The organism is Nitrospirillum guaranorum, assembly GCF_034653275.1.
Taxonomy (GTDB): Bacteria; Pseudomonadota; Alphaproteobacteria; order Azospirillales; family Azospirillaceae; genus Nitrospirillum.
The window spans coordinates 989,276-1,015,253 of record NZ_JAYEES010000004.1; the positions used below are offsets into that span (position 1 = coordinate 989,276).

Annotated in this window: 19 protein-coding genes; 7 read left to right on the forward strand and 12 right to left on the reverse strand. The window is 68.8% G+C overall.

Going from position 1 to position 25,978, the window contains the following annotated elements; translation table 11 throughout:
• Positions 1-75 precede the first annotated feature (75 nt).
• Both UAJ10_RS26150 and UAJ10_RS26155 read right to left on the reverse strand, forming a co-directional pair.
• Entirely contained in the window at positions 76-840 is a 765-nt protein-coding gene (locus UAJ10_RS26150) for an SGNH/GDSL hydrolase family protein (protein ID WP_322918262.1), read from the reverse strand.
• Positions 841-911: 71 nt separating this feature from the next.
• A complete protein-coding gene (locus tag UAJ10_RS26155; protein WP_322918263.1) occupies positions 912-3,374 on the reverse strand; it encodes a glycoside hydrolase family 3 protein in 2,463 nt (820 codons plus the stop codon).
• Positions 3,375-3,901: 527 nt separating this feature from the next.
• Between UAJ10_RS26155 and UAJ10_RS26160 the strand changes: the two genes are divergently transcribed.
• A complete protein-coding gene (locus UAJ10_RS26160; RefSeq protein WP_322918265.1) occupies positions 3,902-6,301 on the forward strand; it encodes a glycoside hydrolase family 95 protein in 2,400 nt (799 codons plus the stop codon).
• A 36-nt stretch (positions 6,302-6,337) separates the two neighbouring features.
• Here UAJ10_RS26160 and UAJ10_RS26165 read toward each other — a convergent pair whose 3' ends face one another.
• From UAJ10_RS26165 to UAJ10_RS26185, 5 genes are read right to left on the reverse strand one after another with little or no spacing between them, the layout of a single operon-like run.
• Positions 6,338-8,005 (reverse strand): methyl-accepting chemotaxis protein, encoded by a 1,668-nt coding sequence (locus tag UAJ10_RS26165; RefSeq protein WP_322918267.1) that lies wholly within the window; start codon positions 8,003-8,005, stop codon positions 6,338-6,340.
• Between the two features lie 41 nt (positions 8,006-8,046).
• Positions 8,047-8,784 carry a transporter gene (locus UAJ10_RS26170; RefSeq protein WP_322918268.1) on the reverse strand — a complete coding sequence of 246 codons (738 nt, stop codon included), beginning with the start codon at positions 8,782-8,784 and terminating at the stop codon, positions 8,047-8,049.
• The gene (locus tag UAJ10_RS26175; protein WP_322918269.1) at positions 8,765-10,450 is read right to left on the reverse strand and encodes an efflux transporter outer membrane subunit; all 1,686 of its coding nucleotides are present in this window, start codon (positions 10,448-10,450) and stop codon (positions 8,765-8,767) included. Before UAJ10_RS26175 ends, UAJ10_RS26170 begins: the two co-directional genes overlap by 20 nt.
• Positions 10,447-13,620 carry an efflux RND transporter permease subunit gene (locus UAJ10_RS26180; protein ID WP_322918270.1) on the reverse strand — a complete coding sequence of 1,058 codons (3,174 nt, stop codon included), beginning with the start codon at positions 13,618-13,620 and terminating at the stop codon, positions 10,447-10,449. The genes UAJ10_RS26175 and UAJ10_RS26180 overlap by 4 nt, the downstream gene beginning before the upstream one ends.
• A 4-nt stretch (positions 13,621-13,624) precedes the next feature.
• Complete coding sequence (locus tag UAJ10_RS26185; RefSeq protein WP_322918271.1) at positions 13,625-14,797, reverse strand: efflux RND transporter periplasmic adaptor subunit; 1,173 nt, start codon at positions 14,795-14,797, stop codon at positions 13,625-13,627.
• Positions 14,798-15,455: 658 nt separating this feature from the next.
• Between UAJ10_RS26185 and UAJ10_RS26190 the strand changes: the two genes are divergently transcribed.
• The 4 genes from UAJ10_RS26190 (at position 15,456) to UAJ10_RS26205 (ending at position 17,114) form a co-directional block, all read left to right on the forward strand.
• A complete protein-coding gene (locus UAJ10_RS26190) occupies positions 15,456-15,800 on the forward strand; it encodes a hypothetical protein (protein ID WP_322918272.1) in 345 nt (114 codons plus the stop codon).
• Positions 15,797-15,982, forward strand: coding sequence for a hypothetical protein (locus UAJ10_RS26195; protein WP_040845379.1), 186 nt, complete (start codon positions 15,797-15,799; stop codon positions 15,980-15,982). The genes UAJ10_RS26190 and UAJ10_RS26195 overlap by 4 nt, the downstream gene beginning before the upstream one ends.
• A 161-nt stretch (positions 15,983-16,143) precedes the next feature.
• Positions 16,144-16,920, forward strand: a complete 777-nt coding sequence (locus UAJ10_RS26200) for a ribonuclease T2 family protein (protein WP_322918275.1) — start codon at positions 16,144-16,146, stop codon at positions 16,918-16,920.
• Positions 16,917-17,114, forward strand: coding sequence for a hypothetical protein (locus UAJ10_RS26205; protein ID WP_145748554.1), 198 nt, complete (start codon positions 16,917-16,919; stop codon positions 17,112-17,114). Before UAJ10_RS26200 ends, UAJ10_RS26205 begins: the two co-directional genes overlap by 4 nt.
• A 59-nt stretch (positions 17,115-17,173) precedes the next feature.
• On the opposite strand, the gene gatA is transcribed toward UAJ10_RS26205, so the two are convergent.
• Together gatA and gatC are read right to left on the reverse strand one after the other, a co-directional pair.
• Positions 17,174-18,658: an Asp-tRNA(Asn)/Glu-tRNA(Gln) amidotransferase subunit GatA gene (gatA, locus tag UAJ10_RS26210; RefSeq protein ID WP_322918277.1), complete on the reverse strand. Its 1,485-nt coding sequence runs from the start codon at positions 18,656-18,658 to the stop codon at positions 17,174-17,176.
• Positions 18,658-18,945: an Asp-tRNA(Asn)/Glu-tRNA(Gln) amidotransferase subunit GatC gene (gene gatC / locus UAJ10_RS26215; RefSeq protein WP_145748556.1), complete on the reverse strand. Its 288-nt coding sequence runs from the start codon at positions 18,943-18,945 to the stop codon at positions 18,658-18,660. The genes gatA and gatC overlap by 1 nt, the downstream gene beginning before the upstream one ends.
• A gap of 101 nt (positions 18,946-19,046) precedes the next feature.
• On the opposite strand from gatC, the gene ruvX reads away from it, so the two are divergent.
• Together ruvX and UAJ10_RS26225 are read left to right on the forward strand one after the other, a co-directional pair.
• Complete coding sequence (ruvX, locus tag UAJ10_RS26220) at positions 19,047-19,619, forward strand: Holliday junction resolvase RuvX (protein ID WP_322918278.1); 573 nt, start codon at positions 19,047-19,049, stop codon at positions 19,617-19,619.
• A gap of 6 nt (positions 19,620-19,625) precedes the next feature.
• Positions 19,626-20,552, forward strand: coding sequence for an AEC family transporter (locus tag UAJ10_RS26225; protein WP_322918279.1), 927 nt, complete (start codon positions 19,626-19,628; stop codon positions 20,550-20,552).
• Between the two features lie 66 nt (positions 20,553-20,618).
• Here the strand turns inward: UAJ10_RS26225 and UAJ10_RS26230 are convergent, their stop codons facing one another.
• The 3 genes from UAJ10_RS26230 to UAJ10_RS26240 all read right to left on the reverse strand — a co-directional run bounded on the left by UAJ10_RS26230 (position 20,619) and on the right by UAJ10_RS26240 (position 25,953).
• On the reverse strand, positions 20,619-21,938 hold the full coding sequence (locus UAJ10_RS26230) for a sugar MFS transporter (protein WP_322918280.1): 1,320 nt from the start codon (positions 21,936-21,938) through the stop codon (positions 20,619-20,621).
• A 137-nt stretch (positions 21,939-22,075) separates the two neighbouring features.
• The gene (locus UAJ10_RS26235; protein ID WP_322918281.1) at positions 22,076-23,698 is read right to left on the reverse strand and encodes a carboxylesterase/lipase family protein; all 1,623 of its coding nucleotides are present in this window, start codon (positions 23,696-23,698) and stop codon (positions 22,076-22,078) included.
• Between the two features lie 23 nt (positions 23,699-23,721).
• Entirely contained in the window at positions 23,722-25,953 is a 2,232-nt protein-coding gene (locus tag UAJ10_RS26240; protein WP_322918282.1) for a beta-glucosidase family protein, read from the reverse strand.
• Positions 25,954-25,978: the final 25 nt, after the last annotated feature.

The following is a 25,978-nucleotide window of genomic DNA, read 5'->3' on the forward strand; positions in this document are numbered from 1 at the left end:
GACGGCGCCAAGCTTGTAACAAACGCCCGGGACCAGCCAGTCCCGGGCGTTGGTCTTTTCAGCGGTGGGGGCCGGTCATTTGGCCTTCGCCAGCGCTTCCTTCACCACCTTGTCGGCCAAGGGCGCCATGGCCACATAGCCGGCCTCGGTCGGGTGCACGCCGTCGGAGGCCAAGCCCGGCTTGAAGTCGCCCTTGCCGTCGCCCACCACGTCCTTGTAGTCGACGAACAGGGCGCCGACCTGGGCCGCGTACTCCTTCAGCCAGGCATTGTGCGCGGCGATCTTGGGCGCCGGGTCCAGGCCCTGGCGCCACTTGAAGTCCAACGCCGGAGGGATGCCGGCCAGGATCACGGTGATGCCGTGCTTCTGGGCCAGTTCCACCATGCTCATGATGTTGTTCTTCAGCTGCTGCGGCGACACCGGGCCCCAGTTCTGGGCCAGGTCGTTCGTGCCGGCCATGATGTGCACGACCTTGGGATGCAGGTCGATGACGTCCTGGCGGAAGCGCAGCAGCATCTGCGCCGTGGTCTGGCCGCTGATGCCCCGACCCACGCGGCCGGGCGTGAAGAAGCCCGGCGTCTTGTCCACCCACAGCTGGGTGATGCTGTCGCCCATGAACACCACCTGGACCGAGCCGGGCTTCAGCTTCTCATTATCCGCGGCGTAGCGGTTCAGGTAGGCGAAGTCGGTGTGCAGGCGGTCTTCCTCTTCCTGATGCCACTTGGCCACCTGCTCCGCGCTGGGCGGCTTGTTGTCCTCGGCCAGCGCAGGGGGGGCCAGCGCCGGGGCGGCCAGCAGGCCGGCCAACATCAGGGCGGCGACGGCGGTACGTGTCTTCATTCTCAAGGTTCCTCCCATGCGGACCCGCAGCCGGGATCCGAATTAATAAAACATCTTAATTTAATTGGCCGTCAATGGCCCGGACAGATGGAGCCCGCCGGATCGGCGGACAGCCGCACGGTGGCCAGGGACAAGCGCAGGGTGCCGCTGGTGCTGAGCGCGAAGGGGGTGGTGACCCGGGACAGATCGGCCCCCGCCTGCTTGAAGCAGGACAGCTTGACCTTCAGGGTCTGCCACTGGCCGACGGGGGCGGCCTTCAGAACGGCGGTCAGGTCCAGGACACCTGGCGTGCCGGGTCCGGTGCCGGAGGCCAGCCAGACGGTGCCGGCCGGTGCCTCATCCACCCGATAGTCCACCTGCAAGGACAGCGCGCCGTTGGCCTGGCGCGTCAGGTCCAGGGTGTTGCCGCCGGTCACGGCGATGGCGGCGTCGCCCTTGCCGCTCCAGCTCAGCTGCCGGCCGGCACCCTGTATTCCGCCGGCGTCCACCGGCTTCAGCGCCAGGGCGCCCGCTACCTCGGTCGCCGTGCCATCGCCTGGCACGGGCACGGACGTGGTCCCCTGACGCAGCACGAAACTCCACGGCGCCGGGTTGCGGCCCTTCACGAAATAGGTGTCGATGTTGGCCGCCGCCGCGTCCACGCCCGACACCTCCGGCAACTGCGGCACGGTGTCGGGCTTGGCATCGGCATAACGCAGGCCATAGCCGTAGGCGAACAGCGGATCGTAGGGCTGGCGCAGCCGGTTCAGCGTCGCCTGCGCCGCCGTCTTGGGCCAGGAGTAGGAGAGCCTGCCGGTGAAGTCGTAGCGCGGCCGGCCCTGCATATCGCCCACCAGCACATCGGCCACGCCGCCGCCCTCCGACCCCGGGAACCAGGCGGCCACGAAGGCGTCGGACGCGTTGATCTCCGGGTTCACCCACAGCGGGCGGCCGGACAGGAAGACGGAGACGACCGGGATGCCCTGGGCCTTCAGTTTCCTCAGCAGCGCCAGATCCTGCTTGTCGCCCGCCTGGAACTCCAGGCTGGGGATATCGCCCTGGAACTCGGCATAGGGCATCTCGCCGAACACCACCACCGCCACGTCCGGCTTGGTGGTGAAGCTGCCGTCGGCGCTGAGGTCCACGGTGCCGCCACCGGCGGCCACCGCCTGCCGGATGCCCTCATAGATGGAGGTGGCGCCGGGGAAGTCGCTGTTCTTGTTGCCGGTGCCCTGCCACGACAGGGTCCAGCCGCCGGTCTGGCGGCCGATCTCGTCCGCCGCCTCCCCCACAACCAGGACGTGGGACTTGGCCTTCAGCGGCAACACCTGGCCATTGTTCTTGAGCAGCACCAGCGACTTGCGCACCGCCTCGCGCGCCAGGGCGCGGTGCTCGGCGTTGCCGATGACGCCGTCCTTCAGCTCGAACGGGCGGGCGGGATCGAACAGGCCCAGCTTGGCCTTCACCCGCAGGATGCGGCGCACGGCGTCATCGATGCGCGCCATGGGAATCTCGCCCGCCTTCACCTGGGCGACGGTGTTGGTGAACAGCGCCTTCCAGTCGTTCGGGGCCATGAACATGTCGAGACCGGCCAGGACGGCGACGGGGCAGGAGTCCGCGGTGCAACCCGGCACTTGGCCATGGCCGTTCCAGTCGCCGACGATGAAGCCGTCGAAGCCCATGCGACCCTTCAGCACATCGGTCAGCAGCGACTTGTTGCCGTGCATCTTGACGCCCTGCCAGCTGGAGAAGCTGGCCATCACCGTCATGATGCCGGCGTCCACCGCCGCCGGATAACCCGCCGCGTGGATGCGGATCAGATCCTGTTCGCTGATATCGGCGTCGCCCTGGTCCACACCGTTGGTGGTGCCGCCGTCGCCCAGGAAATGCTTGGCCGAGGCCGCGACATGCCCGTGCTGCAACGCCTGGCCGGCACCCGCCTGGCCCTGCAGGCCCAGCACCATCTCACCCGCGTACTGGCGGACGATCTCCGGATCCTCGGAATAGCCTTCGTAGGTGCGGCCCCAGCGGTGGTCCTGCGGCACCGCCAGGGTGGGGCCGAAGGCCCAGTCCATGCCGGCCGCCGCCGTCTCCTGCGCCGTGGCGACGCCGATGCGGCGGATCAGGGCGGGGTCATGTGCGGCGCCCAGGGCGGAGTTGTGGGGGAACAGCGTGGCGCCCACCACGTTGTTGTTCCCGTGCACGGCGTCGATGCCGAACATGATGGGAATGGCCACGCGCCCGGGCCGTTCCGCCAGCGAGGCCGCGCGGAAGGCCCGCGCCGTCTCCGCCCACTTGTCGGGGCCGGCGCGGTCGTCGCCGCCCGCCGGCGCGCTGTCGCCCCCCGCCAGGATGGAGCCCAGGGGATAATTGGCCAGGTCCGCCGGCGTCACGGTGGAAATGTCGGCTTGAATCATCTGGCCGACCTTGTCCTCCAAACTCATCTTGGCCATCAGGCCGGTCACGAAGGCTTCGGTCTTGGCGTCCACCAGGCCCTTGCTCTTGGCGGTCGGCCACAGCTCAGGGTGGGCGACGCCGCGGGCGCTGTCAGTCACGGTGATGGCTGCCTTTTGCGGGGGATTCGAGGTTTGCCGGGTCTCAGCCTGCTGTGCCTCAGTTTGATGAGCGGTGGTCTGAAATGCAGAAGCGTGGAGCGGTGCCAGGGCCGCAAGCAGTAAGGCCGGCGTCACGGACGCCAGAAGGGCCATGCGGTGCTTCATGGGTGTTCCTTGTTCTTCTCGGGTCTTCTTGGGTGCCGCTAGCCGATGACACCACCCGACCCGGGCCTCCCTGGTGCCGGACAGGTGGATCCGCGGGGGCCCGTCCCACCTCTATTCCCGACGGGATGGGCGGATTTTCCGGGGCGCGAATTAATAAGATGATAACGCTATCATCCAACCCCCGCAAGCGAGCCACGCCTTGCCCCATGATACCGGTCACATTAGGATCACCCGCAACGGCGGCGCTGATCGCCGGTGACGGAGGAAGCGGGCGCCCCAGCGCGGCCGGCGGCCCGACGGGCCCGCCGAACACCGATCCCCTGTCCTGACCGTCGATCCACCACGGGGAAGGCCGCCTACCCATGTCCACGATATCGCGCCGGGAAATCCTGATGGCCAGCGCCGCCGCCCTGTTGTCGGCCGGCGCCGCCCGGCCCGCCCTGGCGCAGGAGGCGCCGCCCGCCGCCCCGGTGACGCCCCTGCCCACCCCGGACCCGGCCCAGACGCTCTGGTACAACCAGCCGGCGGCGCAGTGGGTGGAGGCCCTGCCCGTGGGCAACGGCCGGCTGGGGGCCATGGTGTTCGGCGGCATTTCCATGGAACGTCTGCAGTTGAACGAGGACACGTTCTACGCCGGCGGCCCTTACGACGACGTGAATCCGGAGGCCAAGGCCAACCTGCCGCAGGTGCGCGACCTGATCTTCCAGGGCAAATACAAAGAGGCGGAGGCGCTGGCGGCCGCCAAGGTGATGGCCAAGCCCCTGAAGCAGATGCCCTATCAACCGCTGGGCGACGCCGTGCTGCTATTCCAGAGCCTGGACACGGTGCACGACTATCACCGCCGGCTGGATCTGGACACCGCCGTGACCACCACGCGCCTGATCAGCGGCGGCGGCGCCTGGTCGTCCACCCACACGCGCGAGGTGTTCGCCAGCGCGCCGGACCAGGTGATCGTCACCCGGCTGTCGGCCAACAAGCCAGGCCTCGTCAGCGCCAACCTGTCGCTGCTGACACCCCAGAACGCCACCCTGGCGGCGGACGGCCCGGACGGCCTGCTGCTGACCGGCATCGGCCCCAGCCGCTTCGGCATCGAGGGGCGGCTGAAATTCGCCGTGCGCCTGAAGGTCATCGCCAGCGGCGGCACCGTGCGGGCCGGCAGCGACGGCATCGTCATCGACCATGCCGATGAGGCCGTGGTGCTGATCACCGCCGCCACGGGCTACAAGCGCTTCGACGACATCAGCGCCGACCCGGCGGCCCTGACGGCCGCCACCCTTGCCCAGGCCGCCGCCAAGCCGTATGCCCGTCTGCTGGCCGACCATGTGGCGGAGCATCAACGCCTGTACCACCGCGTGGCCCTGGACCTGGGGACGACGCCCGCCGCCGGCCTGCCCACCGATGAGCGCGTGCGCGCCGCCGCCCCGCAGGACGATCCGGCCCTGGCCGCCCTTTATTTCAACTACGGCCGCTATCTGCTGATCAGCAGTTCCCGCCCCGGCGGCCAGCCCGCCAATCTGCAGGGCCTCTGGAATGAGCAGGTGGATCCGCCCTGGGAGTCCAAGTGGACCATCAACATCAACACCGAGATGAACTACTGGCCGGCGGAGCTGGTGGACCTGGGTGAATGTGTCCAGCCCCTGGTGGGCATGCTGAAGGACCTATCGGAAACCGGCGCGCGGGCGGCCAGGGACATGTACGGCGCCGGCGGCTGGATGGCCCACCACAACACCGACGTCTGGCGGGTGGTGGGGCCGCCGGACGGCCCCAAATGGGGCCTCTGGCCCATGGGCGGCGCGTGGCTGTGCCGCCACCTGTGGGACCACTACGACTATGGCCGGGACAAGGATTTCCTGGCCGACATCTACCCCATCCTGAAGGGCGCCTCGCAGTTCTTCCTGGATACGCTCATGGTCCTGCCGGGCAGCGGCTGGCTGGTCACCAACCCGTCGCTGTCGCCGGAAAACGAGCACCCCCTGGGCACCTCGCTGTGCGCCGGGCCGGCCATGGACCGGCAGATCCTGCGCGACCTGTTCGCCATCACCGTCAAGGCCGGCGAAATCCTGGGCAAGGATGCCGACTTCCGCGCCCGGGTGACGGCCGCGCGCGGCCGCCTGCCCCCCGACCGCATCGGCAACGCCGGTCAGTTGCAGGAATGGCTGGAGGATTGGGACATGCAGGCGCCGGAGATCCACCACCGCCATGTCTCCCACCTCTATGCCGTCTATCCCAGCGATCAGATCACCCGGCGCGGCACGCCGGACCTGATCCAGGCCGCGCGCCGGACGTTGGAGATCCGGGGGGACGACGCCACCGGCTGGGGCCTGGGCTGGCGCCTGAACCTGTGGGCGCGCCTGGGCGACGGTGACCATGCGCACGCCATCCTGAAGCTGCTGCTGGGACCGGACCGCACCTACCCCAACCTGTTCGACGCCCACCCGCCCTTCCAGATCGACGGGAACTTCGGCGGCACGGCGGGCATGGTGGAGATGCTGGTGCAGAGCATCGGCGACGACATCGAGCTGCTGCCCGCCCTGCCCAGCACCTGGGGCCACGGCAGCCTGCGCGGCGTGCGGGTGCGCGGCCAGGGCCGGCTGGACCTGGCCTGGAAGGACGGCGCGCTGGCGCAAGCCGCCTTGCGCAACGCCGGCAAGCAGCCGCGACGCTGGCAGGTGCGCCTGGGCGAGGAGGTGGTGGCGGTGACGGTGCCGGCCGGTGGTGAAAAGCGCCTGGCGCTGAAAAACGGCAGGCTGGCCCTCGCCTGAGGACCAGCCCGCCGCCCATCATGGATACCCCTGCGGCTACGCCGCGCGCAGCTGGGCCAGGAAGGCGTCGACCTGCGCGCGCAGCACCTGGGCCTCGCTGGTCAGCTCGGTGGAGGAGGCCTCGACCTCCATCGACTTGCGGGCCGTCTTCCCGGCGCGTTCGTTGACGCCGTAGATGTTCTCGGTGATCTCCTCCGTCGCCCGCGCCGTCTCGCCCACGTTGCTGACGATGGCCTGGGTGGCGGCCCCCTGTTCCTGCACCGCCGCGGCGATGATGGAGGCGATCTCGTCGATGCGGCGGATGGTGGCGCCGATGTCGCTAATGGCCGTCACCGCCTGGCCGCTGGCGCCCTGGATGGCCCCGACATGGGCGGCGATCTCCTCCGTGGCCCGGGATGTCTGGGTGGCCAGCGCCTTCACCTCGGACGCCACGACGGCGAAGCCCTTGCCGGCCTCACCCGCCCGCGCCGCCTCGATGGTGGCGTTCAGGGCCAGCAGGTTGGTCTGCCCCGCGATGTCGCTGATCAGTTGGACCACGGCGCCGATGCGGTTGGCCACGTCGGCCAGGCCATCGACCGTCCCGCGCGTCGCATCCACCTGCACCACCGCCTCACGGGCGACGACGGCGGAATTCTCCACCTGGCGGCTGATCTCCCCGATGGAGGAGGACAGCTCCTCGCTGGCCGTCGCCACGGTGCGGACGTTGCCGGCGGACTGGCTGGCGGCGGCCGACACGGTGGTGGTCTGCCGCAGGCTCTCCTCCGCGGCGGTGCCCAGTTCGCGGGCCGTCGTCTGGATGTCGGCGGCGGCCGTCGCCACCTTGTCGACCACGGCGCGCACCGTCGCCTCGAAATGATCGGCGGCGCTGGCCATCGCGGCCTTGCGCTGGGCCTCGGCCGCGGCCTTCAGGGTCGCCTGCTCCGCCGCCAGCGCGTCTCCCTGGATCAGGCTTTCCTTGAACACCTCGACCGCGCGGGCCATGGCGCCGATCTCATCCCCCCGCGCCACGCCGGGCACATCCACCTGCCGGGCGCCGCCGGCCATGGTCTCCATGACGCCGCGCAGCAGATTCACCGGCCGGGTGATGGACCGCCCCGTGGCCCAGGACAGCACCAGGCTCAACGCGATGGCGATGCCGGCGAAGGCGATGCCCAGGACGTGGCCCTTGGCGGAGGCGGCGTCGAAGGCCTTCTCCGCGTCCTCGGACTGTCGCAGGTTCAGCGCCGCCATCTTCTCCAGATTCTGGGTCATTTGGTCGCGCGCCTCATCCACCTTGCCGTCCAACTCACGGATGGCGGGGGTCAAGGCGTCGCTCTTCTCCAACGCCGGCAGCATCTGCTGTTCGAAGATGGCGATGTAGTCGCGCAGGCCCGCCTCGGCGCCGTCCAGGGCGGCCTTTTCCTCCGGCAGATCGGCCTCGGCGCGCAAATCCTTGAACATGGCCAGAATACCCTGCTTCTTCTCGGCCCAGTCCTTGCGCGTCTCCTCCAGGTTATGGTTGATCTCCGCGTCCGCGACGATGGCGTAGAGGTCATTGCCCGCCGATACGGCGCGCACCGACTTTGCGGCCACGCCGGACGTGCCCGTCAGCGTCGCCTTGCTCTCCGCCAGCCGGCCCAGGGTCAGGGTGAAGACCCCTGCGATCAGCAGGATCATCAGCACGGTCATGGCCGAAGACAGGGTCAGTTTGTGCGCCAGTTTCATCGCGGGCCTCCGGGTTCGGTCACGAAATCCAAGTCAAAAAATCAGAAACGGATGGTAAAGCCGATGAAGGGGTTCACGTCATCGGCCGCCTTGCTCAGGCCGATGTTCACGCCGCCATCCACCGAGAAGTTCGACGTCACCTGGTAGGTCACGCCCAGGTCCAGGGTGGCGATGGTGGCGGCGTCGGGGCCGGTCTGCCGCTCGCCATACAGCTCGATGTAGCCGTCCAGCACCTCGCCCAACGGGTGGCTGAGGCTGACGGAAAAGGTCAGGTCGGGGTCGTAGCCATCGCCGATGGCGTTGCGGTTCACGGCCAGCGTGGTCTGCGTGCCCAGTTCCCACTCCCCGCCCAGCTTAATGGCGAAGGGCACGCCGATGCCGCCCTCGACGGCCCCATTGCCGTAGGCGGTGGCTGCGGTGGGCAGCTTCACGAAAGGGATCAGGCCCAGGGCGGTCGTGCCCTCGCGGTCATTACCCCACAGGTTGATCTTGGCCCGCACGGTCATGTCCGACCAGCCGTGCAGCCGCGTGTGGCCGCCGTTCCGCTCCGACAGGCCCATGACGGTGTAGGCGGGGGCGATGATATCGAATTCCGTGTCGTCCCAGATGCCGATGCGGATGTTGGGCGCCATGAAGACGGACTCGTGCTTGCGCGTGCCGTCGTCGTTGTAGAAGTCGCGGTTGTGGCTGACGATGTCCGTCTCGACCTGCACGTGGCCGGGATCGATGGTGTAGGGGCCATCGGTCTTGTCCGGCCGGTCAGGCGCGAATTCGCGCAAGCCCCCTTCTTCGGCGAAGGCGGGCGCGATATCGACCGTGGCCAACAGCGCCACCGCCACCAATCCGGTTCTCAAGGAAAAACGCCGCAAAGCCAGCCCCGTCGTCGCCTGTGACAAATCGTCCCTGCGACATACGGTGCCAGGAATGGGTTTCCGGATGGTTAACCGGATGAACCACCGAAAGGCTATCGGGTGATGAAGCCCCCGTCCGGCGGGGCGGCGTGGCCGGGCTCGCCCCCTCCGCCGCCGGTGGCACGTTCCACCAGCCGCCGCCCAAGGCCTGGAATAGGGCGGCCGTATCCATCAGGCGGGCCGCCTGGGCCTGCACCAGGGCCAGGCGCGCCTGCGCCGCGGCCTGCTGCGCGGCCAGCACGGCCGAGGGCGCCGCCGCCCCCAAGGCCAGCTGCCGCCGGGCGAGATCCAGGGCATGGGCGGCGGCGGTGTCGGCCCGCTGCGCCGCCGCCAGGGCGTCGCCATCGCTTTTCAGTGCCGACAGGGTGTCCGCCACGTTCTGGAACGCCAGCACCACGGCGGACCGGTATTGCGCCGCCGCCTGGTCCAGGGCCGCCCGCGCCGCCTTTTCCTTATGCGCCAGGCTGAACCCTTCGAACACCGGCTGGGTCAGGTTGGCGCCGAAATTCCAGAAGCCGTTGCCGGCGGCGAACAGGCTGTTCAACGCCGAGGCGCTGGACCCCGCCGCCCCGCTGAGCGTCAGGTTGGGTAGGCGGTTGGCCACCGCCACGCCCACGTTGGCGCTGGCCACATGCAGGTTGGCGGCGGCCAGGCGGATGTCGGGCCGCTGTTCCACCAGCCGGGCCGGCAGACTGAACGGGAGCTCCGCCGGCAGGGCCAGGTCGGCCAGCTGGAACGTCTCCGGCGTCGGGTCGGCCGGCATGCGGCCCAACAGGGCGTTCAGCTGGTGGCGCTGCTGCTCCAGCTGCTTCTCCAGCGGCGGCAGGGTCTGTTCGGCCTGTGCCAGCGCCGTCTCCCCCGCCGCGACGTCGGCGGCCGAGACCTGGCCCAGGTCCCGCTGGCGGCGCAGGATGGCCAGGGCCTTGCCGGCGTCGGCGATGATGGACCGCGTGGCGTCGACCTGGCCGCGCAGGCTGGCCTCCGTCACCGCCGCCACCACCACGTTGGACGTCAGGGTCAGGTACGTCGCCTCGACCTGGAAGCGCTGGCCCTCGGTGGTGGCGTCCAGCGCCTCCTGCCCCCGCCGGGTGCCGCCCCACAGGTCCGGGCTGTAGGATACGGACAGCTGCGGGGTGAACAGGTTCAGCTGCGGCGCGTTGTTGGCCGCCGTGGGCGCCACGGTGCCGGTGGGGTCCTTCTGCCGCGTGGCCTGGAAGCTGGCGTCGATGCTGGGCAGGAAGGACCCGGCGTTGGCGTACGCGTTCTCCCGCGCCACGCGCAGGGCCGCCTGCGCCGCCGCGACGTCGGCGTTGTGGGCCATGGCCTCGCGCACCAGCCCGTCCAGGGCCGGCGACTTGAACAGCGCCCACCAGTCGGCCGGTATGTCGCGGCCGGCCAGCAGGGTCTGGTCGGGCAGCTTGGGCGGCGGGGCCAGCGCCTCTTTGGGCGGGGCGGCCGGTGTCCGGTAGTCCGGACCGACGGCGCAGGCCGCCAGCAGCAGGGCGGGGAGGATGGGCAGGACGCGGCGCATCATTCAACCTCCCCCACCTGGACCGGGCCATCTTGCATCGGTAGCGCGGTGCGGCTGGAGAACCGGCTGATCAGCACCGGCAGCACCACCAGGATCAGGATGGGCGCCAGCAGGATGCCGCCCACCACCACCATGGCCAGCGGCCGCTGCACCTGGGACCCGATGCCGTGCGACAGGGCAGCCGGCAGCAGGCCGACGCAGGCGGCGATGCAGGTCATCATGACGGGCCGCAGGCGCGTTTCCGCCGCCTTCACCAGCGCCGCCGCCCGTTCCATGCCGGCGTGGACCAGCTGGTTGAAGTAGGAGATGACGATGATGCCCTCCATCACGGAGATGCCGAACAGGCCGATGAAGCCGATGGCGGCGGAGATGGAGAAGGGCGTGCCGGTGCTGGCCAGGATGAAGATGCCGCCGATCAGGGCCATGGGCATGACGCTGGCCGCCAGCAGCGTGTCGGTCATGGAGGCGAAGTTGAGGTACAGCAGCACGCAGATCAGCGCCAGGCTGACCGGGACCGCCACCGCCAGGCGGCGCACCGCGTCCTGAAGGTTGCCGAACTCCCCCACCCATTCCAGGCGGTAGCCGCCGGGCAGCTGCACCTGCTCCGCCACCTTCTGCTGCGCCTCCAGCACGGCGCTGCCCAGGTCACGGCCGCGCACGCTGAACTTGATGGGGATGTAGCGCCCCTGTCCCTCGCGATAGATGAAGGACGCGCCGGAGACCATGCGGATATCGGCCACGTCGGCCAGGGGGATGGGGGCGGTGCCTGCGCCCAGCGCGGTCGTCCCCACGGTGATGTGGCGGATGGCGTCCAGGCTGCCGCGGTCCTCGGGCGACAGACGCACCATGATGGGGAAGTTGCGGTCGCTGCCATCCTCATAGAGGTTGCCGGCCGCCTGCCCGCCGATGGCGGCCTGAACGACGGCGTTGACGTCGCCGGTCGCCAGGCCGTAGCGGGCGGCCTTGGCGCGGTCCACCGTGATCTTGATGGTGGGCTGGCCCAGCGACTTGAACACGCCGAGATCGGTCACACCCGGGACGGTGGACATCACCTGCCTGATATGGTTGGCGGTCTTTTCCAGCGTTTCCAGGTCATTGCCGAACAGCTTGACCGAGTTCTCACCCTTAACGCCGCTGGCCGCCTCCTCCACATTGTCCTCGATGTATTGGGAGAAGTTGAACTCGATGCCGGGGAAGCGCTCGCTCAGCTTCGCCTCGATGTCGCGGGTCAGGCGTTCCTTGTCCCAGCCTTTGGGCCAGCTGTCGAAGGGCTTCAGCGGCACGAAGAACTCGGCGTTGAAGAAGCCGGTGGCGTCGGTGCCGTCATCGGGGCGTCCGTGCTGGGAGATGACGGTCTCCACCTCCGGATAATCCTTGATGATGCGGCGAATGCCGTCCACCGCCTCCGTCCCCGCCTCCAGCGAGATGGACAGGGGCAGGTTGGCGCGGATCCACAGGTTGCCCTCTTCCAGGTGGGGCAGGAATTCCATGCCCATGAAGCGGGTGCAGACGATGGCCAGCACCATCAGCGCGCCTGCCACGGCCAGCACCAGACGCCTGTTGGCCAGGGCCAGGCGCAGCAGGGGCGGATAGAGGCGGTGCAACACGCGCACCACCACCGTGTCATGCTCCCGCACCTGCTCGGGCAGCAGGATGGCGCTCAAGGCGGGGGAGATGGTGAAGGTGGCGATCAGGCCACCGGCGATGGCATAGGCGTAGGTCTTGGCCATGGGGCCGAAGATGTGCCCCTCCACCCCCGACAGGGTGAACAGGGGCACGAAGCCGGCGATGATGATGGCGGCGGAGAAGAAGATGGCCCGGTTGACCTCGACGGCGGAGTTGGCGATGACGCCGAACCGCCCGCGCAGGATCACGTCCTGCCGCACGCTGTGCAGGATGGAGGCTTTGGCGAACCGCTCCTTGGGCGGCTGCGCCAGGTGGCGGAAGATGTTCTCCACCATGATGACCGTGGCGTCCACGATCAGGCCGAAGTCGATGGCGCCGACGGACAGCAGGTTGGCCGACTCCCCGCGCAGGGTCATGATCAGGATGGCGAAGAACAGGGCGAAGGGCACCGTGGCGGCCACGATGACGGCGCTGCGCAGATCGCCCAGGAACAGCCACTGCACGAAGAAGATCAGGACGATGCCCATGACCATGTTGTGCAGCACGGTGTGGGTGGTCAGGTCGATCAGGTCCGACCGGTCGTAAATGGTCTTGAGGTACACGCCCGGCGGCAGGATGCCGGAGGTGTTGATCTTCTCCATCTCCGCCTTGGCCGCCAGGATGGTGGGCTTGCTCTCCGCCCCCCGGCGCATCAGCACGATGCCCTGGACGATGTCGTCCTGGCCGTCCCGCCCGGCGATGCCCAGGCGCGGCTGGTTGCCCACGGTGACGGTGGCGACGTCGCCCACCAGGACGGGCGCGCCGTTGTTGGCCGCCAGCATGGTGCCACGGATGTCGTCCAGGGAATGGATCTGGCCCACGCCACGAACCACCATGGCCTGGTCGCCGATGTTCACCGTCTGGCCACCGACGTTGATGTTGGCGTTGTTCAGGGCCTGCAGGACGCCCGGAATGGTCAGGCCGTAGGCGGTCAGCTTGCGCTGGTCCACCGTCACCTCATAGGCCTTGGTCTTGCCGCCCCAGCCGGACACGTCGATGACCCCCGGCACAGCCTTGAACCGGCGTTGCAGTACCCAATCCTGCAGGGTCTTGAGGTCCGTGACGGAATAGCCCGGCGGTCCCACCACCTGATAGCGCAGGATTTCGCCGATGGGGCTTTCCGGCGAGATGGCCGGCTGCACGCCCGACGGCAGGTTGGACAGCTGCGACAGCTGGTTGGTCACCCGCTGCACCGCCTCGTCATAGGTGAAGTCGTAGGTGAACTGGATCTTGATGTCCGACAGCCCGAACAGCGAGACGGAGCGGATGGCCGTGACATGGGGGATGCCGGCCATCTGCACCTCGATGGGCACGGTGATGTAACGTTCGATTTCCTCGGCCGACTGGCCGCTGTTCTGGGTCACGATCTCCACCATGGGCGGGACCGGATCGGGATAGGCCTCGATGTTCAGGCGCAGGAAGGCGCCCACACCCACCACCAGCAGGACGGCCAGCGCCGCCAGCATCAGCACGCGCTGGCGTAGCGCGAAGATGACGACCTTGTTCATGATCTCAGTCGCCCTGCGCCGCGCGGTCGATGAACAACGCGCCCTTGGTCACCACGCTGTCCCCCGCTTTCAGGCCGTCCAGCACCTCCACCAGGCCGTCCTGTTGCCGTCCTAGGGTCACGGAACGCAGCGCCAGGGCGTGGTGGGCGGCGTCGGCCACCCAGACGCGAGACACGTCGCCCTCGTGGATCACCGCCCGTTCCGGCACGGCCAGGGCCGGGGCGGCGGGGGCGGAGGCCAGGCGCGCGGTCGCCATCATCTCCGGCTTCAGGGCGCCGTCGGCGTTGTCCAGGGTGACGCGCACCGCCAGGCGCCGGGTGGCGGGGTCGATGGCGGGCGCGACCGCCGTCACCCGGCCCCGGAACACCCGGGCCGGATAGGCGGGCACGCGCGCCTCCACCTCCTGCCCCACGGCCACCGCCGGGGCGTCGGCCTCGCGCACATTGGCCAGCAGCCAGACGGTGGACAGGTCGGCCAGGGTGAAGGCCATGGCGCCACCGTTGGCCGCGCCGTTGACGTACTGGCCCTGGGACACCTGGCGCTGCAGCACCGTGCCGGCCACGGGCGCGCGCACCGGCGTGGGCGCCAGGGCGGCACCCTCATGCGCCAGGGCCGCGATCTCCTGCGGGGTGCGGCCCAGCACGCGCAGCCGGTCGCGCACGGCGGCCAGCGCCGCCTGCGCCGTACGCGCGGCCGTTTCCGCCGTCACCAGGTCCACCTGGGCTTGCTGCCAATCCTTCAGGGCGCCACCGTCGGCCTGGTAGAGGTCGCGCTGGCGCTGTTCCGTCACACGGGCCTGGCGCAGCTGGGCATCCGCCGCGGCGGCGGCCGAGGCGGCGGCGGCCAGGTCGCCGCGCCCCTGCGCCATGTCGGTTGCGTCCACGGTCATGAGCACCGAGCCCTTGGCCACAGGGTCGCCGACGCGGACGGTCACCGTGCCCACCTGACCGGAGACGGGGGAATAGACCGGCGTCGTCGCCTCATCATTGGCCGTCACCCGGCCGTCGGTGTCGATGTGGGTCTGGAAGGGGTGCGGGGCCACGGTTTCCATGCCCAGCGCCGCCCACTGGCCCGGCGTCACCTGGAAGGTGCCAGGGGCGGCCTCGGGCTGGGGCGGCGACGACGCCGGCGGCGCATCGCCTTCCCTGATCACGATCATCCCCACGACCGCGGTCATCAGCAAGGCGGCACCCAGCCACTGTAGCCCACGACCCGGACCGGGAAGAAAGCGGAAAGAAGGCACCTTAGACACTCCACGCCACAGTCGCGGGCTAACGGGGGAAGGCTAACCAGCCGCGTCGCGATGACGCACCCACACGGTGCACCGCAAAAATCAAGGAAACGCGGGATCTCACCTTTGCAGGACCAGGACAATGGGCCATTTCAGCGCAGGCGTCGCCGGATTTATTGGGGACGACTCCAAATTTTATGGTTAGCGCACCATCGCCGTGTCGATTTGATTACACCGCACCGCGTGCATCGACGCCAGAATGGTTGTTTTCCTTGGATGGTGCCGCGCGGCCGAACTATCGCCGGGCTTTCCCGACGGCCGGTGGAGGGTCGTGCAGGCGCCCACCGGCCGCCCGGGCCATTTGACGCAGGCCATAGGCCGAATGGCCGAGGTCACTGTCTCGCCTCTCCATCCGCCGCCTTTGGTCATGTCCCCCGGCAGGCCGGATATTCCCCGTGCTCGACCAGCCTGGCGGGTGGATAGGTATTCCGGCGCGGCCCTTAGCGCTTTGGCCCGCCTGCCGGTTGCCGGGGCAACCGGCCCCGCTATTTCCCGATTTGTTGCCAGGGAAAGGCCCCGTGGGCCCTTCCGAATGGATCAAGAGATGCGCCGTTGGGAGCCATCGAAGAAGGTCTGGAGGTCGCCCGTGCTGAACGCCCTGCGCAACCTTTTGTCGATCACCGTCGTTCTTCTGCTGCTGGTTCCCTTGACGGATCTGGCCATGCAGGTGTTGCCCCCCGTCATCGGCGCGCTGCCGCCGCTGCTGGTGGGCCTGGTCTTCCTGGCCTTCATGGGCCAGGTGCTGGCGGCCGCTATTCGCCACGCCCGCCTGCACGGCATCGCCCTACCCAAGACTGGAATAGGCGCCAGTTCCCGTTCCCTGACACCCCCTGGCCCTGACTCCCCTTGGCCTGTCGCCGCTTCCCTGACGAGAGAGATCGCGCCATGAACGCCCCGCTTCGCAACATCCTTTACGCCATCCTCAGCCTGCTGCTGATCATCATGCTGGTGGATTTGGCCGTGACCCTGCTGCCTCCCATCCTGGCCGAGGTGTTGCGCATCATTGTCGGCATCGGTGTCTTCCTGTTCCTGCTGCAGTTCCTGGCGGGACTGTTCCGCAGAACACCCTGACGACTGAGCACACGACATCCAACCTTGCGATCAAGAGGGACAGGCCTGGCCGCCATCGCCAGGCCTATTCCTTTTGTTCCCCTTTTGGACCTATTTCCCCTTGACGGCGGTCGCGCGTTCCCACACTCCATAAGGGCAAACCGGATGGGGAGATGCACGCGATGCGCAAGGGTCTTCGGAACACCGCCACGGCCTTGGTTATGGCCGCCTGCCTGGCTGGGGGCACCGCCCTGGCCGCCGATGCCGCCGGGGGCGCGTCGGTTCCCGGTGACAAGCAGACGCCCGGCCATCACACTTACATGTTCGTGCTGAGCTGGGAGCCGGAGTTCTGCTACCTGCACGGCGATGGCCATCCGGAGTGTGCCGCCGGCGACCGCGCCACCAGCTTCGGCGCCACCCATCTGACCCTGCACGGCCTGTGGCCGCAGTGGAGCAGCGCCTGCTCCCTCTCCGCCAAGGACAACGACCCCACCTGGAAGGACCGCGTGCTGCCGCCCCTGTCGCCGGCGGTGCAGGGCACCCTGGCGGAGGTCATGCCCGGCATCGCCTCCGGCCTCACGCTGCATGAATGGCAGAAGCACGGCTATTGCAGCGGCCTGTCCGCCGACCAGTACTATGCCCAGGCCGGCGGCATGGTGAAGACGCTGGCCAGCAGCAAGGCCGGCACCCTGCTGGCCGAGGCCACGGGCAAGAGCGTGACACGCAAGGCCGTGTGCGACGCCTTGGCCGCCGACTTCGGCGAGGCGGCGCGCCAGTCCGCCGTGCTGGGCACGGGCAAGGCCGCCTTCCTGACCCAAATCACCTTCACCCTGAAGGCCGCCGACGACGGCACCACCGCCCTGGACGCGGCCCACCTGACCGACAGCCCCGCCGACCAACCCGGCCGCTGCGACAAGGGCAACCCGGATGAGGCGCTGAAGGTGGCGGGGTTCAAGTGATCCGGCCGACGCTGGCCGAGATCGGATGGTCGATGGTTTCGGGCCTGATCATGGCCGCCCTGTGCGCCGGCGCTGACGCCTTTGAGAATGTCCACGACGGCGCTCTCGTCCGGCACGCGGTCGAGATCTTCATAGTCGCGTCCGCCGTTGACCTGGGCATGGCGCTGCGGCGTCGGTCCAAGCGCCGGTCCTAAGGAAAAAGGCGGCGCCCGCGAGGACGCCGCCTTTCTTCGTTCCGGAAGCGGAACAGCCCTTACGACACCATCGGTGGCAGCGGCTGCGGGCCAGCAGCCTGTTCGATGACGTGGCCGACCTTCAGCACGGTGGCCTCATCGAATGGACGGCCCAGCACCTGCAGGCCCAGGGGCAGGCCCTCGCCGCTCAGGCCCGCCGGCACCGACAGGCCGGGCAGGCCCGCCAGATTGGCGGGCACGGTGAAGACGTCGTTCAGGTACATGGCGATGGGGTCGTCCATCTTCTCGCCGATGCCGAAGGCGGCCGACGGGGCGGTGGGCGTCAGGATGACGTCGCACTGCTCGTACGCCTTGGTGAAGTCCTCGGCGATGCGGGCCCGCACCTTCTGCGCCTTCAGGTAATAGGCGTCGTAGTAGCCGGCCGACAGCACATAGGTGCCGATCATGATGCGGCGCTTCACCTCGGCGCCGAAGCCTTCGGCGCGGGTGTTCTCATACATCTCCTTCAGGTCCTTGCCCTCGACGCGCAGGCCGAAGCGCACGCCGTCATAACGGGCCAGGTTGGAGGAGGCCTCGGCCGGGGCCACGATGTAGTAGGCCGGCAGGGCGTACTTGGTGTGCGGCAGGCTGATCTCCACCGGCGTGGCGCCGGCGGCCTTCAGCCATTCGATGCCCTGCTGCCACAGCCTCTCGATTTCCGCCGGCATGCCGTCGACGCGGTATTCCTTGGGAATGCCCACGCGCAGGCCGCGGATGTCACCCGTCAGCGCGGCGGCATAGTCCGGCACCGGCACATCGATGGAGGTGCTGTCCTTGGGATCGTAGCCGGCCATGGAGCGCAGCATGAGCGCCGCGTCCTTCACCGTGCGGGTCATGGGGCCAGCCTGGTCCAGGGACGAGGCGAAGGCGACAATGCCCCAGCGCGAGCAACGGCCGTAGGTCGGCTTGATACCGACGATGCCGACGAAGCTGGCAGGCTGGCGGATGGAGCCGCCGGTGTCGGTACCGGTGGCGCCCAGCGCCAGGCGCGCGGCCACGGCGGCGGCCGATCCGCCCGACGAACCGCCGGGGACCAGCTTGCGGGTGAAATTGCCGGCCGCGTCCTTGGGCGACCACGGGCTGATCACCGGGCCGTAATGGCTGGTGATGTTGGCCGAGCCCATGGCGAATTCGTCCAGGTTCAGCTTGCCCAGCATGACGGCGCCGTCGCGGAACAGCTGGGTGGTGACCGTGCTCTCATACGGCGGGACGAAGCCGTCCAGGATGTGGCTGGCGGCCGTGGTCTGCACCCCCTCGGTGCAGAACAGATCCTTGATGCCCAGGGGCAGGCCATCCAGGGCCCGCTGCTCGCCCTTGGCGTAGCGGGCGTCGGCGTCGGCTGCCTGCTTCAGCGCCACGTCCGGCGTCTCGATGATGTAGGCGTTCAGTTCCTTGGTCGCCGCCATGGCGTCCAGGTGCGCCTGGGTCAGCTCGACGGCGGTGAACTCCTTGGCGGCCAGGCCGGCCAAGGCGTCGGCCATGGTCAGGTGGGTCAGCTTCGTCATCACTCGACAACCTTGGGCACGGAAAAGAAATTCTCGGTGGCATCGGTGGCGTTGGCGACCACCTTTTCCGGATAACCGCCATCGGTCACGGCGTCGGGGCGGCGGCGCAGGTTGGCCGCGACCACGCTGGTCATCGGTTCGATGCCTTGGGTGTCCACCTCGCCCAGCATTTCCACCCACGTCATGATGGTGCTGAGTTCGCCGGCCAGTTGCTCCAGATCGGAGTCCGGGACCTTGATGCGGGCGAGATGCGCGATCTTCGCCACGGTGGCCTTGTCGAGGGACATGGTGCTAAGTCTCTCCTTCGGAATAAGGAGCCACGGGGGCGATGACAGGCGGCGTGTCGTATGCCGCCGGCCCCCGGGCGGCGCGGAAGGTAACACCCGGTATGGCGATCCGCAACATCAGGGACCTCAAGGCCCAGCTGCCCCCCGGCGGGCGGCTGATGGGCCTGGATCTGGGGTCCAAGACCATAGGCATGGCGATCTCCGATCCCGGCCTGACCGTGGCCTCGCCGGTCGGCACCATCATGCGACGCAAGTTCACGACCGACGTGCAGGACCTGGCCAAGGAACTGCGCGGCCGCAACGTCGCCGGCTTCGTCATCGGCCTGCCCCGCAACATGGACGGCAGCGACGGCCCGGCCGCCCAATCCGCCCGCAGCTTCGCCCAGAACCTGATCGAACAGCCCCACCTGCTGGGGGGCCCAGTACCGGAGATCGCCTTCTGGGACGAGCGCCTGTCCACCTCGGCCGTCAGCCGCATGATGATCGAGTGGGACATGACCCGCAAACGCCGGGACGAGGTGGTCGACCGCATGGCCGCGGCCTACATCCTTCAGGGCGCCCTGGACTTCATGGCGGCCGAGGCCGCGCGCGCCGCCCTGGCCGCCCGTGACGAAGCGGGGGGTGACGCGGTGGGGGGTGAGGCGGCAGTGGAAGATGACGATCTGGACGACTGACCGGGCATGCTGCAGGTCCTGACGGCGCTGGCGCCCACCTTCCTGCTGATCGCGATCGGCTTCGGGCTGCGGCATTTCAAGCTGATCGACGCCGCCTTCTGGGGTGCGGCCGAGCGGCTGATTTATTACCTGCTGTTCCCCGCCCTGCTGATCGACGGCACGGCCAAGACCGACCTGTCGGGCATGGACATCTGGGCCATGGGCGGCGCCCTGGTGGGCGGCATCCTGCTGCTGAGCGCCGCCCTGCAGTTGAGCTGCCGCCGCCTGTCGGGCAGCGACCCGGCCTACACCTCGGTCTTCCAGGGGGCGGTGCGGGTCAACACCTACGTCGCCATGGCCCTGGGCGCCGCCCTGCTGGGCCCGCACGGCACGGCCTTGATGGCCATCGGCGTGCTGTTCTGCATGCCCACCGTGAACATCCTCAGCATCCTGGTGATGCGGCGCCATGGCGACATGCCCGCCGGCATGAGGGGGCACCCGCTGCGCACCCTGTGGCAGATCCTGAGCAACCCGCTGGTCTGTTCCGTCATCGTGGGCGCCGCCCTGAACCTGGCCGGCATCAGGCAGATCCCCGTGGTATCGCCCGTCATGGCCGTGCTGGGCCAGGCCAGCCTGCCTTTGGGCCTGCTGGCCGTGGGCGCCGGCCTGGGCTTTTCCGCCATCCGGGGCGCCAAGGTGGCGGTGGCCATCAGCAGCGTGGCCCGCCTGGCCGTCCTGCCCGTCATCACGGCACTGCTGGCTAAGGCGCTGGGCGTCCAGGGCGACGCCTTCGTCGCCGTGGTGTTGTACAACGCCCTGCCGACCTCGGTCAGCGCCTATGTCCTGGCCCGCCAGATGGGCGGCGACGCCCCGCTGATGGCCGGCATCATCACCTTCCAGACCCTGGCGGCGGCCCTCACCCTGCCCATCGTGCTGGCGCTGCTGACCGCCTGAAATGAAATCGGCGGCGCGGGGTCGCCCCCCCGTGCCGCCGAACTCACTTACGGGATGTTCCCCGCCTCAGTGCATGGAGACGGCGCGAGGCGCGCCGCCCTTGGCGGCGGGCTTGCCCGACAGCAGATGCAGGCCGGTCAACAGGCCGTAACCGGCGATCATCAGGTAGCAGACCACGGGAACGATGAAGGCCAGGACCAGGCTGGTCATGTCGGCGACCTTGCCCGTGATCATGGGCACCACGGCGCCGCCGAAGATGGCCAGGCACAGCATGCCGGCACCCTGCGGCGTCTCCTCATCCAGGCCATCGATGGCGATGGTGAAGATGGTGGGGAACATGATGGAGTTGCACAGGCCCACCGACAGGATGGTGGCCATGGCCAACGTGCCGTTGCTGGCCATGGACAGGCTGACCAACAGGGCGGCGGCCAACGAGCAGGCCATGAGCACGATGCCCGGGCGGGCGAAGCGCAGGACGATGGAGCCGATGAAGCGGCCGACCATGGCGCCGCCCCAGTACAGGCTGACCAGCACGGCGGCCTTGGATTCCGGCGTGTTCAGCACGTCATGCAGGTGCATCAGGCCGGCGAACCAGGTGCCGAGATCGGATGCCGCGTCCCGCGTGCGATCCAGGATCAAGTAGTTGACCATGGCGCTGCCGATGGACACCTCCGCCCCGACATAGACGAAGATGGAGACCACGCCCAGGGCCAGCTGGCTGTGGCGCAGCACCCGCAGGCTGAGGCCGCTGCCCGACTGCTGGTCGGTGGCCGCGCCCTCGCGCCCGCGCAGGAACCAGAACAGCACGGCCAGGACGATCAGCAGGCCCGCGATCATCAGGAAGGGCACATGCACGCCGCGCGCGCTGGCATCCCCATCCGCCGCCTTGGACAGGATGAAGACGGAACCCAGGATGGGGCCGATGGTGGTGCCGAAGGAATTGAAGGCCTGGGCCAGGTTCAGGCGGCTGGAGGCCGTTTCCGGCCGGCCCAGCAGCGACATCAGCGGATTGGCCGCCACCTGCAGCACGGTGATGCCGCCTGCCATGACGAACAACGCCAGCAGGAAGGCACCGAACAGGCCCATGGCGGAGGCCGGCACGAACAGCAGGCAGCCCAGCGTCATGATGCTGAGGCCGGCGACGATGCCGCGCAGGTAGCCAAGCCGCGCCAGCAGGGCGCCCGCCGGGACCGACACGACGAAGTAGGCAAGGAAGAAGGCGAACTGCACCAGCATCGCCTCGGTGTAGTTCAGCGAGAACTGTTCCTTCAGCTTGGGGATCACGGCGTCCACGATGGACGTGGCGAAGCCCCAGGCGAAGAACAGCATGACGACGATCGGGGCCAGCGACGTCATGGATTTGTTGTGGGCGGATGCGGTCGACATCGATCGTTCGTCCAGTCGGTATGATAAAAGTCCGGGCCCGAGGGGTTTGACATCCGCCGGGCCCGGGTTCAATGGCTATTACGACACATTCGTATTTTATTGCGTTGCGAAATGAAATTTTCCGCAACGCAATAAGTCTAGTTCGACGCCGCCTTGGTCCGCTGCTCAGCCACCTTCTGCGCCAGGTCCAGCCGGTCCTTCATCGGGTCGGCCTCCAGCACGGGACCCTTGGCGCCGAAGTCCATCAGGCGCTCATCCTTACCCGCCTTGAAGGGCGCCCAGGCCGGCAGGCCTTGGGGCTCCGGCTTGCCCGTCTTGGCGAAGGCGACCCAGTAGGCGTGCGCCGCCTTGGCCGCCGCCGCGTCCGCCGCCGTCAGCGCGTCGCCGTAACGGGCCTTCACCGTATCGAAGACGAAGGGAATCTCCGTCGCGTGCGGCGTGCCCCACCATTCCTTGCGCATGCTCTCCGCCACATAGGAATAGCGGAACAGGTAGACGGGCGATTTGTGGGCCGACAGCAGGCGGGCGGTCTCGCGCGCCGGCTCGATGAACATGAAGGCGCCCGCCACGCGGTGGCCGATCAGCTTCACATCGCGTGATCCGTCCGGATCGAACAGGGCCAGCGCCTTGTCCTTGTCGGCGCCGAAGGGGGCCAGCACGTCGTCCAGCGTGCCGCCGAAGAAGAAGCCGTCGGCCCCGGTGGCGCCCACCATCACCGGCACGTCGGCGCCCGCCCCCGCGGCATAGGCCGTCACCGGCGCCGAATAGCGCACCACGGCGCCGTCCACCATGGGTCCGGAATATGTCGGCACGTTCATGGTGGCCATGTTCAGGCCATCCACCACCGCCTCCGCCGGCAGGGCGCGCAGGGCCGCCAGGCCGGTGGCGCCCGTGTCGGTGATGCCGTGTTGGGCGGCATAGGCCAGACCCGATTTTTCCGCCGACGGCGCGTCACCGTCCGCATGCAGGGGCGGCGTGGGCAGGATGCGCTCGCGGCCGGCGCCCGACTGGACGATGCCCCGGTTGAACAGGCCCTTGGCCATGGGGGAGGTCAGCAGGGTGTGGACGGAGATGCCGCCCGCGGATTCCCCGAAGATGGTGACATTGTCGGGGTCGCCGCCGAAGGCGGTGATGTTGCGCTTCACCCATTGTAGGGCCGCCAGCTGGTCGAGATAGCCGTAGTTGCCCACGGGGCCCTGCCCCGCCTCCGCCACCAGGGCGGGATGGGCGAAGAAGCCGAAGCGGCCGACGCGGTAGTTGAAGCTGACCAGCACCACGCCGTCGCGGGCGAAGTTCGACCCGTCATAGACGGCGGGGGAGCTGCCGCCATTCACAAAGCCGCCCCCGTAGATCCACACCATCACCGGCCGCTTGGCGCCCGGCTTGACGGTGTCGGCCGGCGCCCAGACGTTCAGGTACAGGCAGTCCTCCGCCGGCGCCACGCCCAGGGGCGCCGCATCACCCGGCAGGGGCTTCTGCATGCAGTCGGCGCCATACTCGGCGCCGGAGCGCACATCGGCCCAGGCGGCGGCCGGCTGCGGCGGGCGCCAGCGCAACGGGCCCACCGGCGGGGCGGCGAAGGGAATACCCTTGAACGCCGCCACATCGCCACTGACCACGCCGGAAACGCGGCCCTGTTCCACCTGCACCACCGGCCCCGGGGCTGGCCCCGGAGCTGGCGCAGCGGTCTCCGCCGCGAAGGCCGGCGCCGCAGCGGCCAGCAGCAGCGCCAAAGCCGCCCGCTTCATCATCTTGGACATCGCGATCCCTTTCCTTTGAAGGCTTACGGTTGACGGGTGGAGGCCTTGACGGCCGCCCCGCCCTTCAGCGCCAAGTCGGCGGCCGATGAGCCGACCGCCACCTGGTAATCGCCGGCCTTGACCTGCCAGGTGTGCGCCGCCTCGTCGAAATTGCCCAGCAGGCGGGTATCGGCGGTGACGGTCACGCGCTTCTTCTCGCCCGGGGCCAGGGCCACCTTGGACCAGCCGATCAGGCGCTGGGTCTTGGTGCCGGCGGCATTGGTCAGATAGACCTGGGGCACGTCCTGGCCGGGGCGCTTGCCGGCGTTGGTGACCTCGAAGCTGACGGTCAGGGTATCGCCGCCCGTCACCGTCACGTCGCCGTAGCTGAAACGGCTGTAACCCAGGCCGTAGCCGAAGGGGAACAGGGGCTTGGCGCCCGTCTTGGCGTAGCGGCGGTAACCGACGTCGGCTCCCTCGGCATAGGTGATTTCCGCCGGGCTGAACTCCGGCTTGTCGGCGCCGGGGATGGCCTTGTGCACCAACTGGCTGTCATCGGCCGGGAAGGTGATGGGCAGGCGGCCGGAGGGGTTGGCGTCGCCGAACAGGATGTCGGCGATGGCCTCGCCGCCCCGGCTGCCGGGGTACCAGGCCTCCACCACACCGGCCACCTTGTCCAGCCAGGGCATATGCACCGGCCCGCCCGTCTCCAGCACCACGATGGTGTTGGGGTTGGCGGCGGCCACGGCGGCGATCAGGGCATCCTGGCCGTTGGGCAGGCTGAGGTCCGGCGCGTCGGCGCCCTCGCTCATCCACTGGGTGGCGAAGACGATGGCCACGTCGGTGGTCTTGGCCACGGCCGCCGCCTCCGCCGGATAGGAACCGTCGTTGAAGCGCACCGCCTTCTCTCCAGCCTTGGCGCGGATGGCCTTCAGGGGCGAGGACGCGTGATAGACCACGGTGCGGAAGGGACCCATCATGCCGTCGCCGCCCAGGGGGATGCTGGCGCCCGGGCCCCCATCCGACACCACCTGCGAGGAGCCGCCGCCCGACAGCACGCCGGCATTGGCGAAGCCGCCGATGACGGTGATGGTCTTGCCTTTCGCCGCCAGGGGTAGGATGTCGGCCTTGTTCTTCAACAGGACGATGCCCTCGGTCCCGGCCGCCTTTGTCACCTGGGCGTGGGTGTCAAAGTCGATGGGCGCCTTGGCCGCCGGATTGTCGAACAGGCCGGCCGCGAACATGGAGCGCAGGATGCGCCGCGTCATGTCGGACAGGCGCTCCGCCGGTATCGTCTTGTCCTGGACAGCGGCCTTCAGCGGCTCATTGAACCAGACCTTGCCGCCGGGGCTCAGCATGACGTCGATCTGCTCCCCGGATTCCTGGTCCAGGCCGTTCACCGCCGCCTGCACGCTGTGCACCGCGCCCCAGTCGGACATGACCCAGCCGGGATAAGCCCAGTCGGTCTTCAGCACCTTGTTCAGCAAAAAGGGGTTGTCGCAGGCATAGGCGCCGTTGACCTTGTTGTAGGCGCACATGACGGAGCCGGGCTTGCCCTTCTCGATGGCGATCTGGAAGGCCAGCAGATCGCTTTCGCGCACCGCCGCCTCCGCGATCTTCACATCGATGGTCATGCGCTGGGTTTCCTGGTCGTTCACCGCGAAGTGCTTGATGGTGGAAACGACGTTCTGGTCCTGGATGCCGCGGATGGACTCCCCGCCCAGGGTGCCGGCCAGCAGCGGATCCTCGCCGAGGTATTCGAAGTTGCGGCCGTTGCGCGGGTCGCGCGCCAGGTTGACGCCACCGGCCAGCAGGACGTTCAGACCCTTGGCGTGCGCCTCCTTCCCGATCATGGCGCCGCCCTTGTAAGCGGTTTCAGGGTTCCAGGTGGAGGCGAGCGACAGGCCGGACGGCAGGGCCGTGGACGGGTCGCCCGGCCGTACGTTCATGGGGTTGGCCACGCCCAGGCTGGCGTCGCTTTCCTGCAGGGCCGGGATGCCCAGGCGCGGCACGCCGGGGATGTAGCCGGCGGACCCAATGGCGCCCTCCGGCAGCTTGGCGCCCAGGAAGGGCATGGCCATGGGCCCGTGGACCAGGCCAATGCGCTCATCCAGCGTCAATTCCTTGTTCAGCAGGTCGGCGCGCTGATCCGGCGACAGCTTGGTGTCCATCCATGGGCGCGCCGCCTCGGCGGCGACGGCCACGGTGGCGAACGGGGCGGCAAGGGAGAGCGACAGGGCCGTGCCCAGCAGCAGGACGCGGGTGCGATCGATCATGAGGTGCGTTTCCATCCGGTTGTTT